General features: G+C 62.6%; 13 protein-coding genes. 6 read left to right on the top strand and 7 right to left on the bottom strand.

The window, feature by feature from the left end:
• Nucleotides 1–77: 77 nt before the first annotated feature.
• The 5 genes from L4X63_RS17755 to L4X63_RS17735 form a co-directional block, all read right to left on the bottom strand.
• A complete protein-coding gene (locus L4X63_RS17755; protein WP_250679991.1) occupies nucleotides 78–593 on the bottom strand; it encodes a hypothetical protein in 516 nt (171 codons plus the stop codon).
• Nucleotides 594–723: 130 nt separating this feature from the next.
• Nucleotides 724–1,548, bottom strand: a complete 825-nt coding sequence (gene opp4C, locus L4X63_RS17750; RefSeq protein WP_250680127.1) for an oligopeptide ABC transporter permease — start codon at nucleotides 1,546–1,548, stop codon at nucleotides 724–726.
• Nucleotides 1,549–1,570: 22 nt separating this feature from the next.
• Nucleotides 1,571–2,551: an ABC transporter permease gene (locus L4X63_RS17745; RefSeq protein ID WP_250679990.1), complete on the bottom strand. Its 981-nt coding sequence runs from the start codon at nucleotides 2,549–2,551 to the stop codon at nucleotides 1,571–1,573.
• Between the two features lie 7 nt (nucleotides 2,552–2,558).
• Nucleotides 2,559–4,178 carry a peptide-binding protein gene (locus tag L4X63_RS17740; protein ID WP_250679989.1) on the bottom strand — a complete coding sequence of 540 codons (1,620 nt, stop codon included), beginning with the start codon at nucleotides 4,176–4,178 and terminating at the stop codon, nucleotides 2,559–2,561.
• On the bottom strand, nucleotides 4,175–5,872 hold the full coding sequence (locus L4X63_RS17735; protein WP_250679988.1) for a tetratricopeptide repeat protein: 1,698 nt from the start codon (nucleotides 5,870–5,872) through the stop codon (nucleotides 4,175–4,177). Before L4X63_RS17735 ends, L4X63_RS17740 begins: the two co-directional genes overlap by 4 nt.
• 256 nt (nucleotides 5,873–6,128) lie before the next feature.
• Between L4X63_RS17735 and L4X63_RS17730 the strand changes: the two genes are divergently transcribed.
• From L4X63_RS17730 to L4X63_RS17710, 5 genes are all read left to right on the top strand, one after another.
• Complete coding sequence (locus L4X63_RS17730) at nucleotides 6,129–7,706, top strand: bifunctional aminoglycoside phosphotransferase/ATP-binding protein (protein ID WP_250679987.1); 1,578 nt, start codon at nucleotides 6,129–6,131, stop codon at nucleotides 7,704–7,706.
• Nucleotides 7,703–7,951, top strand: a complete 249-nt coding sequence (locus tag L4X63_RS17725) for a hypothetical protein (protein WP_250679986.1) — start codon at nucleotides 7,703–7,705, stop codon at nucleotides 7,949–7,951. Before L4X63_RS17730 ends, L4X63_RS17725 begins: the two co-directional genes overlap by 4 nt.
• Complete coding sequence (locus L4X63_RS17720; protein WP_250679985.1) at nucleotides 7,951–11,259, top strand: SpoIIE family protein phosphatase; 3,309 nt, start codon at nucleotides 7,951–7,953, stop codon at nucleotides 11,257–11,259. The genes L4X63_RS17725 and L4X63_RS17720 overlap by 1 nt, the downstream gene beginning before the upstream one ends.
• A gap of 249 nt (nucleotides 11,260–11,508) precedes the next feature.
• Complete coding sequence (locus L4X63_RS17715) at nucleotides 11,509–11,847, top strand: STAS domain-containing protein (RefSeq protein WP_250679984.1); 339 nt, start codon at nucleotides 11,509–11,511, stop codon at nucleotides 11,845–11,847.
• A gap of 13 nt (nucleotides 11,848–11,860) precedes the next feature.
• The gene (locus L4X63_RS17710) at nucleotides 11,861–12,286 is read left to right on the top strand and encodes an ATP-binding protein (protein WP_250679983.1); all 426 of its coding nucleotides are present in this window, start codon (nucleotides 11,861–11,863) and stop codon (nucleotides 12,284–12,286) included.
• A gap of 6 nt (nucleotides 12,287–12,292) precedes the next feature.
• Here the strand turns inward: L4X63_RS17710 and lgt are convergent, their stop codons facing one another.
• On the bottom strand, nucleotides 12,293–13,069 hold the full coding sequence (lgt, locus tag L4X63_RS17705; RefSeq protein WP_250680126.1) for a prolipoprotein diacylglyceryl transferase: 777 nt from the start codon (nucleotides 13,067–13,069) through the stop codon (nucleotides 12,293–12,295).
• Nucleotides 13,070–13,363: 294 nt separating this feature from the next.
• Here lgt and L4X63_RS17700 point away from each other — a divergent pair, with 294 nt between their 5' ends.
• On the top strand, nucleotides 13,364–14,629 hold the full coding sequence (locus tag L4X63_RS17700; RefSeq protein ID WP_250679982.1) for a magnesium transporter MgtE N-terminal domain-containing protein: 1,266 nt from the start codon (nucleotides 13,364–13,366) through the stop codon (nucleotides 14,627–14,629).
• A gap of 18 nt (nucleotides 14,630–14,647) precedes the next feature.
• On the opposite strand, the gene L4X63_RS17695 is transcribed toward L4X63_RS17700, so the two are convergent.
• Nucleotides 14,648–15,175 (bottom strand): DUF4124 domain-containing protein, encoded by a 528-nt coding sequence (locus tag L4X63_RS17695; protein ID WP_250679981.1) that lies wholly within the window; start codon nucleotides 15,173–15,175, stop codon nucleotides 14,648–14,650.
• Between the last annotated feature and the right edge of the window lie 9 nt (nucleotides 15,176–15,184).

The following is a 15,184-nucleotide window of genomic DNA, read 5'->3' as shown; positions in this document are numbered from 1 at the left end:
ACGTTTCCCTCCCTTTCAAGGGGCGGGCCGGGGTGAGGATGGGGGGCGGAGAAGGAACGCCGGGCGGAAGACGGCTGCTAATCGCCCTTGAGGGTGCACTCTTTTTCCCAGGCGAAGTAGCCGTCGTCCTTGATGTCCCAGAAGCTCTCGATCCGGGCGGCGTAGTAGCCGAGGTCGGCGCACTCGGCCTCGATGGACTGGAGGAACTTGAGCGAGATGAGGTGGTGACCGTGGAGGAAGCGGTAGAAGGCCTTGACCCCGGCCAGGTAACCTTCGAGCTCGGCGGCGCTCGGCTCGATGGTATTGACGATGTACCAGTTGGCGGCGAACTGCCGGACGACCCCGGCCCGCTCGTCGAAGATGCTCCGCTGCTTGATCGACACCACGAAATCGCGGATGAAGTAGTCGGCGCCGCTGGCGAGGGCGGTGGCCTCTTCGGCCGGTATGCCGGCGCCGATGCTTTCGTTATAGAAGCGGAGCAGGAGCTCCTTGCACTTGTTGTCGACCCGCACCTCGTCATCGAGAGTGGCGGGCACAAAATCCTGCTTGCTCACCTTCAGTTCTTCGAATCCTTCATCACAAAGCTCAGCCATAAAAACTCCTAAAACATGTTCTATATTCTCTGCGAGCTCCCCCCTTGTCAAAGGGGGGCGGGGGAGGATTTGCCGCTAACCTGCTGCAAATCCTCCTAAATCCCCCTTTAACAAGGGGGACGTAAGGCCGTTATCTCCTTCTCGGGTCCAGCGCGTCGCGGATCCCCTCCCCCACCAGGTTGTAGGAGAGGACGGTGACCAGGATGGCCAGGCCGGGATAGAGCGACAGCCACCAGGCGAACTCGATGTAATCCTTCCCCGAGGTGAGGATATTGCCCCAGCTCGGCGTCGGAGGCTGCACGCCGATCCCCAGGAAGGAAAGCGCCGATTCGGTGAGGATGGCCCCCGCTACCCCGAGGGTGGCCGACACCAGCACCGGCGAGAGCGCGTTCGGCAGGATATGCCGGAAGATGATCCTCGCGTCGGAAGCCCCCAGCACCCGCGCCGCCAGCACGAAGTCACGGCTCTTCAGGCTCAGCACCTCGGCCCGCACCAGCCGCGCCACCCCGGTCCAGCTGGTCAGGCCGATGATCATCATGATGTAGTTGATGGAAGGCTCCAGCATGGCGATCACGGCCAGGATCAGGAAGAAGGTCGGGAAGCAGAGCATGATGTCCACGAGCCTCATCAGGATCGAGTCGGTCCACCCGCCGTAAAAGCCGGACAAAAGCCCGACCACGACGCCGATGGCCACCGAGATCCCTACCGCCACGAAACCTACCTTGAGCGACACGCGGGCGCCGTAGATGATCCTGGTCAAGACGTCGCGCCCCAGTTCGTCGGTCCCGAACCAGTGGGCGGACGAGGGGGGAAGAAGCACGTGCCAGGCGTTGATGGTCTCCGGCCGGTACTGGGTCAGGAGGGGAGCGGCGAAGGAGATCAGAAAGAGCACCGCGATGACGGCGAGTCCCGCCACCGAAAAACGGTTTTCCTTGAACCTCATCCAGAACTGCATGAAGGGAGTCGAGGATCGCACGCTACTCCCTCCCGTGGCGGATGCGCGGGTCCGCGAAGGCGTACGAGAGGTCCGCCAAAAGGTTACCCAACAGGGTCAGGAAGGCACCGATGATCAGAATACCCATCACCAGCGGATAGTCCCTGGCCATGACACCCTGGTAGAAGAGCTGCCCCATACCGGGAATGGCGAAGATGGTCTCGAAGATGACGCTGCCGCCGATGAGCCCCGGGAGCGAGAACCCGAGGAGGGTGATGACCGGCAGCATGGCATTTTTCAATGCGTGCTTGTAGATGACCAGCCGCTCCTTCACCCCCTTGGCGCGGGCGGTGGTGATGTAATCTTGGGAGAGCACCTCGAGCATGGACGAGCGCATGTAGCGCGAGAGGCCGGCCAGGCTGCCAAAGGTGGCGATCCCCACCGGCAGGATCAGGTGCTTGGCGAGATCCCACAGCCAGCCGAAGAAGGGAAGCTTATCGCTCCCCATGGAATGGAGGCCGGAGATCGGGAGCCAGTTGAGCTTCACGCCGAACAGGTACATGCAGAGAAGCGCCAGCCAGAAGGTCGGCACCGCAAAACCGAGGAAGACGAAGACCGATATGCTCCTATCCACCAGCGTGTCGCGATGGGTGGCCGCCAGGATGCCGATCGGGATGGCGAGGCAGAATTCGAGAATCAGGGCGATCACGTTGAGCGACAGGGTAACCGGGATCCGCTCGGCGATCTTCTCGGTGACGGGGCGGTGGTCGGAGCCGAAGGAGCGGCCGAAGTCCAGGCGCGCCAAGTGCGATACCCAAATGCCGTACTGGACGTGCAGCGGCTTGTTGAGGCCGTAGTATTCCCTAAGCTTCTCCCTGGTCGCGGCGGAGATCTTCGGGCTCATGGAGACCTGCATCTCCACGGGCTCCCCGGGAGCGAGATGGATGACCACGAAGGTGATCAGGGAGATCCCAATCAGCATCGGGAAGATCATCAGCAGCCGTTTTATGAGATATCTGCCCATAGTTGTCCTAGTAAACCTGCTCCGCCTTCGGCACGTACCATTTTATGAGGTTGTAGCCGATGCCGGCCGGCGCGGGGACGATTCCGTGGAATCGGGACGACACCGCGGGAAGCGCATCGGGAACGTAGAGGAAGGTGTACGGCTGCTCCTCGGCGAGGATGTCCTGGATCCGCCAGTAACACGCCTTCCGCTTCTCGATGTCGAAGGTCTCCCTCCCCTCTTCGATGAGGCGGTCGACTTCGGCGTTTTTGAAATGGATGAAGTTGAGCTCCTTCGGGCCGGTCTTCGAAGAGTGCCAGACGTCGTAGATGTCCGGATCCTGCCCTAGGGTCCACCCCAGGATCACGCATTCGAACTTGCCGGTGTCGATGAAGTTGGTGATGAAGGAAGCCCATTCCATCACCCTGATCTTCGCCACGATGCCGACCTTTCTCAGCCGCTGCTGGACGATCTGCGCGGTCTTCACCCGCTGGTCGTTCTGGTTCAGCATGATGGTGAAGGCGAACTGCTTGCCGTCCTTGACGAGGATGCCATCCTTCCCCATCACCCAGCCGGCCTCCTTCAAAAGTGCCAGCGCGCGGGCCGGGTCGTACCCGAAGTCGTCGTTCACCTTCGGCTTGTAGGCCCAGCTCCCGGGCTTGAACGGCCCGTGCGCGATCTGCCCCATCCCGAACAGCACCCCCTGGATGATCTCTTCCTTGTTGATCGCGCAGGTCATCGCCTGGCGGACCCGCTTGTCCTGGAACAACGGGAGGCGCAGATTGTAGCCGAGATACGTGTAGGCGGAGGCCGGATAGCGGTACTTGTTGAAGCGGGAGAGAAATTCCGGCGTGTTCGTCTGCCGCTGGTACTGCACCGGCGACAGCGGCATCTCGTCGATCCCCCCCGATTTAAGCTCCATGTACATGGTCGAGGCGTCCGGGATGATCCGGTAGACGTACTTCGAGATGTAGGGGCGCCCCTCCCAGTAGTCGGGATTGCTTTCCAGGGTAACCTTCTGGCCGGTGATCCACTCTTTGAAGATGTAGGGACCGGTGCCGACCGGGTGCCGGATAAGCGGGCTCTTGGTGATGTCCTTTCCCTCCAGAAGATGGGCGGGAAGGATGTTCATCCCCCACGACTCGAGGGCGGGAGCGAACGGCTTGGGATAGGTGACCCGGAAGGTGTAGGGATCGGGCGCCTCGGCGGTCTTCACCTGCTTGTAGGCATCGGAATAGGCGGTGGGGGTCTTGGGATCGACGAGGACCTTGTAGGTATAGAGGACGTCCCGGGAGGTGAAGGGCTCGCCGTCGTGCCACTTGACGCCGTGGCGCAGATGGAAGGTGATGGTCAGGCCGTCCCGCGAGACGTCCCAGGACTGCGCCAGATCCCCCTCCAGCTTGAGGTCCTTGTCGTAGCGCACGAGCCCGTTGTAGACGAGCCCCGAGATGTCGCTGGAGGCGGAATCGGTGGAGAGGACCGGGATCAGGTTGGAAGGCTCGCCGATGCTCCCGGTCACCAGCGCATCGCCGTAGGCGGGCGGTCCGCCTTTGGCGGCGGCACGCGGCTTCTGCTCGGGCGTACCTTGGGCGCAGCCGAAGGCCAAGAAGGCAAAAAGGACCAGCGCTAGCCGGCGCCCCAGGGTCATTTTTCCCCAGTCTCCTGACGGCAGCGGCGGATCTTGTCGGCTATGTCCTTCTGATCGGGCTCGAGCTTCTGGAGCTTGCGGTAGATCGGAAGCGCCTTGCGGTAGTCGCGGTTTGCGCAGTAGGCGTCGGCCAGATGCCCCATGACGGTGGTGTCGTGGTCGGAGAGATCCACCGCCCGTTCGAGCTGGTAGACCGCCTCGTCATAGCGCTTGAGCTTGTAGTAGCACCACCCGAGACTGTCGAGGATGAAGCCGTCGTCGGGCTTGAGGGCCACCGCCTTCTTCAGGTAGCCGAGCGCCTCGTCGAGGTTCTCCCCCATCTCCGCGTAGGTGTAACCGAGGTAGTTCAGGGCCTGGGCGTCGTCCGGGGTGGCGACCAGCACCTGTTTCATCATGGCCACCGACTCTTCCCGCTTGCCGGTCTTGTCGTAGAGGATGCCGAGGCGGAAGCTGACCCGCGGGTCGGCCTGCAGCTTCTTGTCCATCCCGGTCAGGACGCCGATACCGTCCTGGTAGCGGTCCATCGCCTCGTAGAGCCCGGCCAGGTGCAGGTACGGCTCCACCTTGTCCGGCATCTCCTTGATCTCGTTCTTGATGAGATCGATCCCCTTGGCCGGGTCCCCCTGCTCCTTGTAGAGGAAGGCGAGGTGGCCCATGGCGTCGACGTAGTAGCTCGAGTCGCGCGGGATCTTGGAGAACTCGGCGATGGCTTCCTCGGGCTCGTCCATCTCCTCATAGGCGTTACCGAGGTAGAAACGGACCTGGTGGGCCTGGGGATCCGTCTTGAGGATCTGTTCGAAGGTGGCCACCGCATCGTCGTAGTGTTCAAGCTCCAGCTGAAGCAGACCGACTTTGCGCTGGTTCTCCAGGGAGTCTCCCCCCTGCTGCTGCAGAAGGGTCAGCGCCTCGTCGAGCTTGCGCTGCTGGATGTAGAGCTGGGCCAGGTGCTGCACGACGGTGATGTTGGAGGGATTCACCTCCAAAAGCGCCTTGTAGGTCGCGATGGCGTCGCTGGTCAGCCCCTGGGTCTCCTGCGAGATCCCCATTTCGATCAGCGCCTGCTCGAAGTCCGGCTTGATCTCCACCGCCTTCTTGTAGTAGGAGAGCGCCTCCTTGGGAAGCCGCATCTGGTCGTAGGTCTTGGCCAGGTAGTAGTAGCCGAGCGGCGATTCCGGAAGCGCCTTGATCATGGACTTCAAGGTGTCGACCGCCTGCTCGTACTCGTAATTCTTGAGGTAGGAGATCGCCACGTGAAGGTAGACCTCTTCCTTGGCCGGGTCGAGCTCCAGCACCTTCTTGTAGTAGGGGATGGCCTCCTTCTCGCGCTGCATGGTGGTCAGGATGTTGCCGGTCAAAAGCTCGGCCTGGACGGAGTTCGGGTCCGCCTTGACTGCCGCCTGGGCCTCGGCCAGCGCCTCGTCCGGGTGGTTTTGCTGCAGGTAGATCTGGGCGGCGGCGGTATGCAGAATGGGGGAGGACGGGTCCGCCTCGATGGCGGAGCGGAGCAGGGTGAGCGCGCCGTCGAGGTCCCCCTCGCCCGCCCGCAGACGGGCCAGCGCGAAGAAGTAAAGAGTGCGGGACTGCGTACTCGCCTCAGGGGTGAGGGGGGAAGGAACCTCGTGGGTCGCCTGTCCGGTGGCGCACGCACTCAACAGGGAAAGAAGTAAAAGGAACGGAAGACACTTCTTGGTCATGGGGTACCTGTGGTTTCCAGTTAGAAAGCAGTCATAAAAACTTAAAAAACGCGGCACCCCTGGGGGATACTCTATCCCGCGGGATGGCGCGAATCGTCACATGAAAGCTAACACAAATACCCAGAAGCGTCAAACAACAATTGTGCCGGGTATTTGAGTTGCACCACCGGGTCGTTGTGATAGTATTCCTCAAGTGAAATCGTCACCTTAAGGGAACGCGATGGAGCGTACGCTCATAAAATCCCTACTTGAACCAATGGCCTACCCTGAGCCTACGGCTGAGGTGCGGCTCATCGAAACACACGTCTCTTTTCTGTTCCTGACCGACCGCTTCGTCTACAAGGTGAAGAAGGCCGTCGACTTGGGTTTTCTCGACTTCACCACCCTGGAAAAACGCCTCTACTACTGCCATGAAGAGCTCCGTCTCAACCGCCGGCTCTGCCCCGACACCTACCTCGGCGTGGTGGAACTGCACCGGACCGGAGATCAGGCGAGCTTTCGTCCGGAGGGGGAGCTCATCGACTATGCGGTCAAGATGAGGCGGCTCCCCGAGGAGCGGATGCTGAACCGGCTGCTGGAGCGTGGCGAGGCGAGCTTCGGGATGATGGAACGGCTCGCCCGCCGGGTGGCAGATTTCCACCTCGCCGCCCGGCGCGCCCCCGAGATCGACGCCTGCGGCACGCCCGAGCTCCTCGGGGTGAACTGGGAGGACAACCTGCGGCAGGTGGAGCCCTTCATAGGCGCCACCATCTCCCGCCGCGACCACACCCTCGTCGGGGAGTGGGTGCGGGCCTTTCTCGATCAAAGGAGGGATCTCCTCGAAAGCCGGGTGGCGCAAGGCTTCATCAGGGAGTGCGACGGCGACCTCCACTCAGGCAACATCTGCCTCACCGATACCATCTGCATCTTCGACTGCATCGAGTTCAACGAAAGGTTCCGCTACACCGACACCGCGGCGGACATCGGCTTTCTCCTGATGGACCTGGAGTACGCCGGGCACCGCGAGTTCTGCGCCCCCTTCCTCGCCACCTACCGGGTCCTGGCCGCCGACTCCCTGCCGGAGCCGCTGCTGACTTTCTACCGCGCCAACCGCGCCTTCATCCGGGGAAAGGTGATGAGCATCAGGAGCGGCCAGGAGGGGGTGACCGAGGCCGAGCGCAACTCGTGCGCCGGGAGCGCCGCCCGCTACTTCAACCTCTGCCGCGGCTTTATCCTGCGGGAACGGCTGGAGCCTTCGCTCATCGTCACCTGCGGGATGACGGGAAGCGGCAAGAGCGCCCTCTCCGGCGAGCTGGCCTTGCAGCTCGGCATCCGGCGGGAGCGAAGCGACGCGGTGCGAAAGGAGATGGCGGCGCAGGCCAAGGTGGCGTCAGCACCCCATCCTCCGGCCCCCCCCCTGGAAAGTGAGGCCACCTCTGCCAGCAGGGGAACGGCCACCTGCAACGAAGGAATTTACACGCCGGAGTGGGACCGGGCCACCTACGCGGAACTGGCCCTGCGAGCGTGCGAGGAACTATCGGCCGGGAGGCCGGTCGTGATCGACGCCACCTTCCGCCGCCGCGCCGACCGCGATATCTTCCGCAAGCTGGCCGAGGATCTCGAAGTCCCCTTCGTGGTGCTGGAGACCTCCTGCCCCGTTGAGGTGATCAGGGAGCGGCTCGAGAAGCGGCTCGATGACCCGCGGGAGATCTCCGACGCCCGCTGGGAAACCTATCCGCAACTCGCCTCCGAGTACGAACCTCCCGCCCCGGGGGAGTCGATCACCGTCGATTCCTCGCTGCCGCTGGCGGACGTGGTGGAGCGGGCGCTGGAAGGGATGGGGTTATTGACATGAGAAAGCGGTTTCGCGAAGGGGTGGCGAAGCGCCTGCGGCTCAAGGACACCTGGGTCGTCTGGTTCGTGCTCGGGATGGTGATGATGAACTATCCCTTCCTGAGCATCTTCAACCGCCCGGTCCTCCCCTTCGGCCTCCCGCTCCTTTACCTGTACCTGCTGACCGGATGGTTCGTCTCGATCTGCACCGTCTACCTCTTCAGCCGTGCCGCGCGCAAGGAAAACGAGAAAAGGGACCGTCACTGATGCTGACCGCCAACCTGGTGTGGGGCACCGCCCTGCTCTACATAGCGCTCCTCTTTCTGGTGGCGTACTACGGGGACCAGAGGCAGAAGGAAGGGAGAAGCATCACCGCCAACCCTCTCGTCTACTCGCTCTCCATCACGGTCTACGCGACCTCCTGGACCTACTACGGCTCGGTCGGCAAGGCGGCCACCACCGGGATCGACTTTCTCCCCATTTACCTCGGCCCCACCCTCACCGCCTTTTCCTGGTGGTTCTTCCTGAAGAAGATCGTCCGCATCTCCAAGGAAAACAACATCACCTCCATCGCCGACTTCATCTCCTCGCGCTACGGGAGCTCGCAGGTGCTGGGTGCCCTGATCACGGTGATCACCCTGACCGGGATCATGCCGTACATCGCCCTCCAGCTGCGGGCGGTCTCCACCTCCTTCACCATCATCACCGGCACCCGCGACTTCGGGCTGCCGCTTCCCGAGAGCCTCGCCACGATCTCCCCCCACCCCGGCCTCTTCTCGGCCATCGTGCTGTCGCTCTTCAGCGCCATCTTCGGCGCCAAGCACCTGGGGGCGGCCGAGCGGCACGAGGGGATGGTGGCGGCCATCGCCCTGGAGTCGGTCGTCAAGCTGGTGGCATTTCTCACCGTCGGCATCATCATCACCTACGTCTTCTTCGACGGCGTGGGGGACATCTTCTACCGGCTCAAGGAGCACTCCCCGGCCGACCTGGCCAGGCTCTCCACCCTCGGGTCCGGGAACGAGAACTCCTACCTCTCCTGGTTCAGTCTCCTTACCCTCTCCATGAGCGCGGTCATGCTCCTTCCCCGCCAGTTCCAGGTCATGGTGCTGGAGAACGCCGACGAGCGGCACCTGAACTCCGCCGCCTGGGCCTTCCCCGCCTACATGTTCCTGATGAACATCTTCGTCATGCCGATCGCCGCGGCGGGGATGCTGATGACCGGCACCAACGCCGGAGCCGACTATTTCGTGCTGACCCTGCCGCTCAAGGCGGGGCACCACTGGCTGGCCCTGCTGGCCTTTCTGGGGGGATTCTCCGCCTCGGCCGGGATGGTGATGGTCGAGTCGGTGGCGGTCTCCACCATGTTTCTGAACCACGTCCTGATGCCGGTCGTGGTGCGGCTCAAGCCCAGGAGCTGGTTCTCGTTTCTCCTCCTCAACCTGAAGAGGGTCGGGATCATCCTGGTCATCTTCCTGGGCTACCTCTACCAGAGCATCGTCGGGGAGAGCTACATGCTCGCCAACATGGGGCTCATCTCCTTCTCGGCCGCCATCCAGTTCGCCCCTGCCTTGATCGGCGGACTCTACTGGCCCCGCGGCAACAAGGCGGGGGCCATCGGCGGCCTGGCGCTCGGGTTCGCGGTCTGGTGCTACACCATGCTCTTCCCCTCCATCATCCACGCCGGGCACTGGCACTCCGACATCCTCACCTACGGACCCTTCGGCATCGAGCTCCTGAAGCCCCAGGCGCTCTTCGGCCTCAAGCTCGACCCCTGGAGCCACACCCTCTTCTGGAGCATGTTCTTCAACATCTCCGCCTATCTCCACCTCTCCATCATCTTCCACCAGGGAGAGAAGGAGAAGGAACAGGTCGAGAAGTTCGTCCACGTCTTCGAGCCAGCCGACGGAACCCCGCAGTGGGAAACCAAGCGCCTCTCCAAGCCGGTGACCATCGTCCAGTTCGTCAACCTGATGTCGAAGTTCATCGGGGAGGGGCCCGCCTACGCCGCCATCAGCGATTACCTCGGCGATCGTGAGATCGACGGCAAGGGGGGGGTCTCCGAGTTCGAGCTCCCCAACCTGAAGCGCTTCGTCGAGAAGACCCTGGCCGGCTCGCTCGGGGGGGCGGCGGCCGGGGCGGTGGTGGAGAGCTTCCTCTCCGACATCGGGTCCCGCATGGAGTCGGTCTACGACATCTTCTCCACGGTCCGGACCTCCCGCGACCAAAGCCGCGAGGCGCTCTTCGTGAGGCTCAGGGCGTCGGAGATCATGAGCCGCTCCCAGGAGCTCGACATCATCATGCAGGACCTTTTGACCCTTTTGTTGCGCGAGTTCAAGCTCGACCTGGCGGTCATCCGGCTCCTGAACGACCGCGGGATGCTCGAGGTCCGCTGCTTCAAGGGCGAAGGGGGAGATGCCATTACCGGCGAGGACCGCCAGGTGGAGATCGACACCCACGTCGGCGAGGCCTTCCTCGGGAGGCGGACCGAGTTCTTCAACGACACCACCTACATCACCAAGCCGATCGCCAAGGAGATCTTCAACCGCGAGGGGATCAAGTCCTTCGCCCATATCCCGATCGCCAGCGAAGGGGCCCCTCCGGTCGGCATCCTCTCCGTCTTCTCCCGTTCCATCGTCGGCCTCTTCACCGAGCAGTTCGTGGAGCTTTTGGAGAGTCTCGCCGGCCAGCTCGCCCAGGCGGTGGGAATCGTGCGGGAACGGGAGGCGCGCGAGCAGGAACGGCGCCAGAAGGAAGCGGCCCAGCTCGAGAACGCCCGCGTCACCCGCGACCTGGAGCTCGCCAAGCAGATCCAGCTCTCCCTGCTCCCCGAGCGCCCCCCGGAGGTGCTCGGCATCAGCATCGCCTGCCGCTGCACCCCGGCGACCCACGTGGGGGGGGACTACTACGACTTCTTCCAAAGGACCGAGGACCAGGTCGATACCGTCATGGCCGACGTCTCCGGCCACAGCGTGGGCGCGGCCCTCATCATGGTGGAGACGAGGAGCGTGTTGCGGACCCAGATGCAGGCGACCCGCGCTCCCCGCGAGGTACTGAGGGTGCTCAACGAGCTCCTCTACCACGACCTCACCCGGGCCGAGCTGTTCATCACCATGTTCTGCGGGAAGTACGACGGGACCACCCACACCTTCAGCTACGCCAACGCCGGCCACACGAGGCCCCTTCTCTACCGCGAGGGGAAATGGGAGGAGCTGGACGCCGAGGGGCTGATCCTCGGAGTGGAGATGGACGTGCTTTTCGAGCAGAAAGAGGTTTCCCTCGCACCGGGGGATCTCCTCTTCATCTACACGGACGGGATCATCGAAGCCGAGGGGAAAAACGGCGAGCTCTTCGGGGTCGAGCGGCTTACCGCCACCCTCACCCGCCTGCTGGACCGGGAGCCGGAGGGCATCGTCGAAGAGGTGATGGCCGAGGTGACCGCATACACCTCGCCGGCCCCCTTGCAGGACGACATCTCGATGGTGGTCGTCAAGGTCACCGACGGCAAGGAGCCGTCCAATCCACCCCGCCCTCGGGAAAAGGGGCAAAAACCCGGCACCCCCTCGCCTCCCCACTAAACCGGTACGCGATACTCACAGAGGTGCAAAAGGGGCTAAGGAACGGCGGTTTTCCAATGAAAATGAAAGGGTGAGGGCATTAAACCGGCCGCGGGAGGGGGGCCGGGAGCGAGGAAGAGCCGCGAAGGCTTGCGGGGCGGGGGATAAGGAATATCGCGCTTCGCTTGATAATTGCTGGGGGTTATTGCACAATTAATGTGAGTCGCGGCTCGAGCTATGCGGACATGGATTTACATAAAGGAGAAGGTTATGAACCTTGTAAACGAGACGAGGAACGACGTGGTAATTCTCTACGTTAGAGAGGAGCGGCTGGACGCTCATAACTCGGCGGAACTTAAGAGCGCCGTGCAGAAGCTTTTCGAAGACGGGACCAAGAACGTGCTGGTCGACCTCAAGGATGTCAGGTTCATCGACAGCTCCGGGTTGGGCGCCCTTGTTTCCGGTTTCAAGAACGCCATCTCCCACCAGGGTAACCTCAAACTATCCTCGCTTCAGTCCCAGGTGAAGTCCATGTTCGAACTCACCCGCCTGCACCGGGTTTTCGAGATATTCCCCTCCAGCGTGGAAGCCATGGAAAACTTCCAGTAAAGCGAGGCGAGCAATGGAAGGAAACAGGATCGAGGTTGACATCAAGGTCCCCAACAAGACCCGTTACCTCAGCCTGATCGGCAGGATCGGCGAGGACATCGCCCGGGAACTGGAGAAATACAGCGGAGACCGGGACACCCTCGCGTACCACCTCAACCTTGTGCTGACGGAGGCGATGGTCAATGCGATCAAGCATGCGGGTCCCAACGAACCGGAGAAGCTCGTCCGCATCATAATCAGCCTTCACGCCTCCGAACTCACCATCCGGGTCTTCGACGACGGTCAGGGGTTCGACATCAACGCCATCCCTACCCCAAACTTCGAGGAACTGGAAGACCGGGGCCGGGGGATCTTCCTGATCCGCTCGCTGATGGACTCGGTCTCCTACCACAAGAACTGCCGGGAGAACATCCTGGAGATGAAGAAGAAACTCTCCTGATCCCTCTTATCTCCTCCGGTAGCAGCGCACCGCCATGGCAAGGCCGGCCAGGAACATGGGGAAGCTCAAGAGCTGTCCCATGGAGAAGATCCCGAGCAGGTACCCGATCTGGGCGTCCGGTTCCCTGAAGAACTCCACGATGAAGCGGAACAGGCCATAGCAGGCGATGAAGGTCCAGAAGACCACGCCGTCCCGCCCCTCCGACTTTTTCCCGGCCAGGTAAAGTATCAGGAACATGAGCGGCCCCTCGAGGAAGCCCTCGTAGAGCTGGGAGGGGTGGCGCGGAAGGTCGCCGCCGCCGGGGAAGACCATCCCCCAGGGGGCGTCGGTCACCCTGCCGTAAAGCTCGCCGTTGATGAAGTTGCCGAGGCGGCCGAGGCAAAGCCCGATGGGGGCGGCCATGATACCGATGTCGGCCATCTGGTAGAAGCGGAGCTTGTGCTTCCTCAGGAAGTAGATGGACGCCACCACCGCTCCGGTGAGCCCGCCGTGGAACGACATCCCCCCCTCCCAGACCGCGAAGAGTTTCAGCGGATGCTCGAGGTAGAAACCGAGGTTGTAGAAGAGGATGTAGCCGAGCCGTCCGCCGAGGATGACGCCGACCGCCACGGTGAAGACGAGGTCGGCCACCTTCTCCTTGTCCAGCGGGAGCCCTTTCTTCTTCACGCCCGAGAGGAGCACGAAGTAGCCGGAGAGAAAGGCGAGGATGTACATGAGGCCGTACCAGCGGAACTGAAGCGGTCCGAGCCGCAGGAAGACGGGGTCGATATGAGGATAGGTCAGCATCGATGAGACTCCAGGAGAAAAATTCCAGCTACCGTAACAGCAAACCGCCGGGGTGTCAATCGCCGCCCCCGGTCCCCTCGCTCCTTCAGAGATGGCCGGAGGCCGGGTGAGAGGGCTGGAAAGTTGACAACCCCCAACCGGGTTATACAGTTCTAGCATTTCCCAAGCGCGCAGGATCATTCAGTCTCCGATACCGCCCCCGGCCGCCCTTCCACGCTCCCCCCTCCCCTTCAAGGCCGGGGCCGGGGCGAGGATGGGGCCGGCCGGCGCACCCAACCGCAGCGGTGACCCATGGCCAGGACCAAGAGCGAGATATTCCTGAGCACCGTGCTCGGCAGGCCCGTGATCAACGCGCAGGGGCGCGAGATAGGGAAACTACTGGACCTGGTCATGGTTCCCGGCGAGCACTTCCCCGCCGTCTCCCACATCCTGGTCGAAGGCGACCACCGTGTCGTCAGCGTCCCCTGGCCCCGGGTCAACCTTTTCAACCGCTTCGTCATCTCGCTGGCCGGCCCCGGCCAAAACCTCCCCCTCTACCGGCAGCAGGAGGGGGACATCCTCCTGAAGCGCGATATCCTCGACCGGCAGATCGTCGACGTCAACGGCGCCAAGGTGCTGCGGGTCAACGATCTGAAGCTCGGCACCTTCCAGGGAAAGCTCTGCGTCTTCTTCGTGGACGTCGGTCTGCGCGGGCTGCTGCGGCGGATGGGGTTGGAGCACTGGGCCGAGAAGGCCGCCTCTCTTTTCCACCGCCCGATCTCCGACCACCACATCAACTGGAAGTACGTGCAGTTATTGGAATCGAACGTCTTCCGCCTCACCCTCACCGTGGCCCGGGATCAGCTCAAGGAGATCCACCCGGCCGACCTGGCGCTCATCATCAGCAACATCCCGTCGAACCGCGTCGAGACGGTGCTCAACTCCCTCGACAACGAAACCGCCGGTGAGGCCATCCACGAGTTGGAACCCGAGCTGCGAACCCGGATCATCAACCAGCTCGAGGCAAGCCAGGCCTGCAGCATCATCGCGGAGATGAACCCCGACGAGGCCGCCGACGTCATGGGAGATCTCCCCGAGGACAAGGCGCAGGAGCTGCTCGGGCTGATGGGAGACGAGGATGCGGACCGGATCCAGGAACTGCTGGAACATGAGGAGGACACGGCAGGGGGATTGATGAACAGCCAGTTCATCTCCATCAAGAAGGAGCTCACCGCCGCCCAGGCCCTGGAGGTGGCGCGGCAAAACGCTCCCGAGGTGGAAACGATCTACTATCTTTACGTGCTCGATCAGCACGAACGGCCGGAAGGGGTGGTCAGCCTGAAGGATCTGCTGGTGAATCCGGCGGAGGCCGTGGTGGCGGGCTTCATGAGCTCCGGCGTGAAGAGTGTGCAGGTGGACTCCACCCCGGACGACGTGCTGGAGATCGTGGCGAAGTACAACTTCATCGCGCTGCCGGTGCTCGACAAGGAAGGGAAGATGGCGGGGATCGTCGCGGTGGACGACGTGCTGGAACTTTTCATCCCGGCGGCGCTGAGACGGAAACGGCACCGGCTTTGAGGGCCGGTGCCGCGCCGGTTACTGCCGGTACGAGGCCGGAACCTCGGCCCGGTCCGCCTCGTTCTTCAGATCACGCAGTTTTTGCTTACGCTCATCGAGGATGGACTGGGTGTGCTTGATGCTGTTCTGGATGGAGAGATACTCGCCACGGGACATGTTGGAGGTATCGGTAAGCCTCGCCTTCAACGACTCGAGCTCCGCCTCCGCACGCTGGATCGAGGCGTTGGCGTTCTGGAAGGCCAACCGCCACCCCGCTTCGTCCTTGTCACCGTACTTCTTGTTCGGCTTCTCAGCCGCCTCTTTCGCGTCCCCCTGCCCTTCCGCCGGCTTCTTCCCGGCCTTCTCGTTCTTCGGCGAACCAGCCGGTGCCGAGGGGGCCTCCACCTCGTCCTCGCCCAAAATCTTCGCCTTCTTCCGGTACTTCTTGGGGATCTCTCCCCGGTCGTCGGTGAAATGAACGGTGCCGTGATTATCGGTCCACTCGTAGGTCACCGCCAGTGCCGAAACGGGATAGATCAGCAATAGGGCCAGCAACAACGTTTTCATGTCTACTCC

The sequence above is a fragment of the Geomonas sp. Red32 genome (assembly GCF_023652955.1).
Taxonomy (GTDB): domain Bacteria; phylum Desulfobacterota; class Desulfuromonadia; order Geobacterales; family Geobacteraceae; genus Geomonas.
Note: the sequence above shows the minus strand (reverse complement) of the source record. Positions and strands in the feature narration are given on the sequence as shown.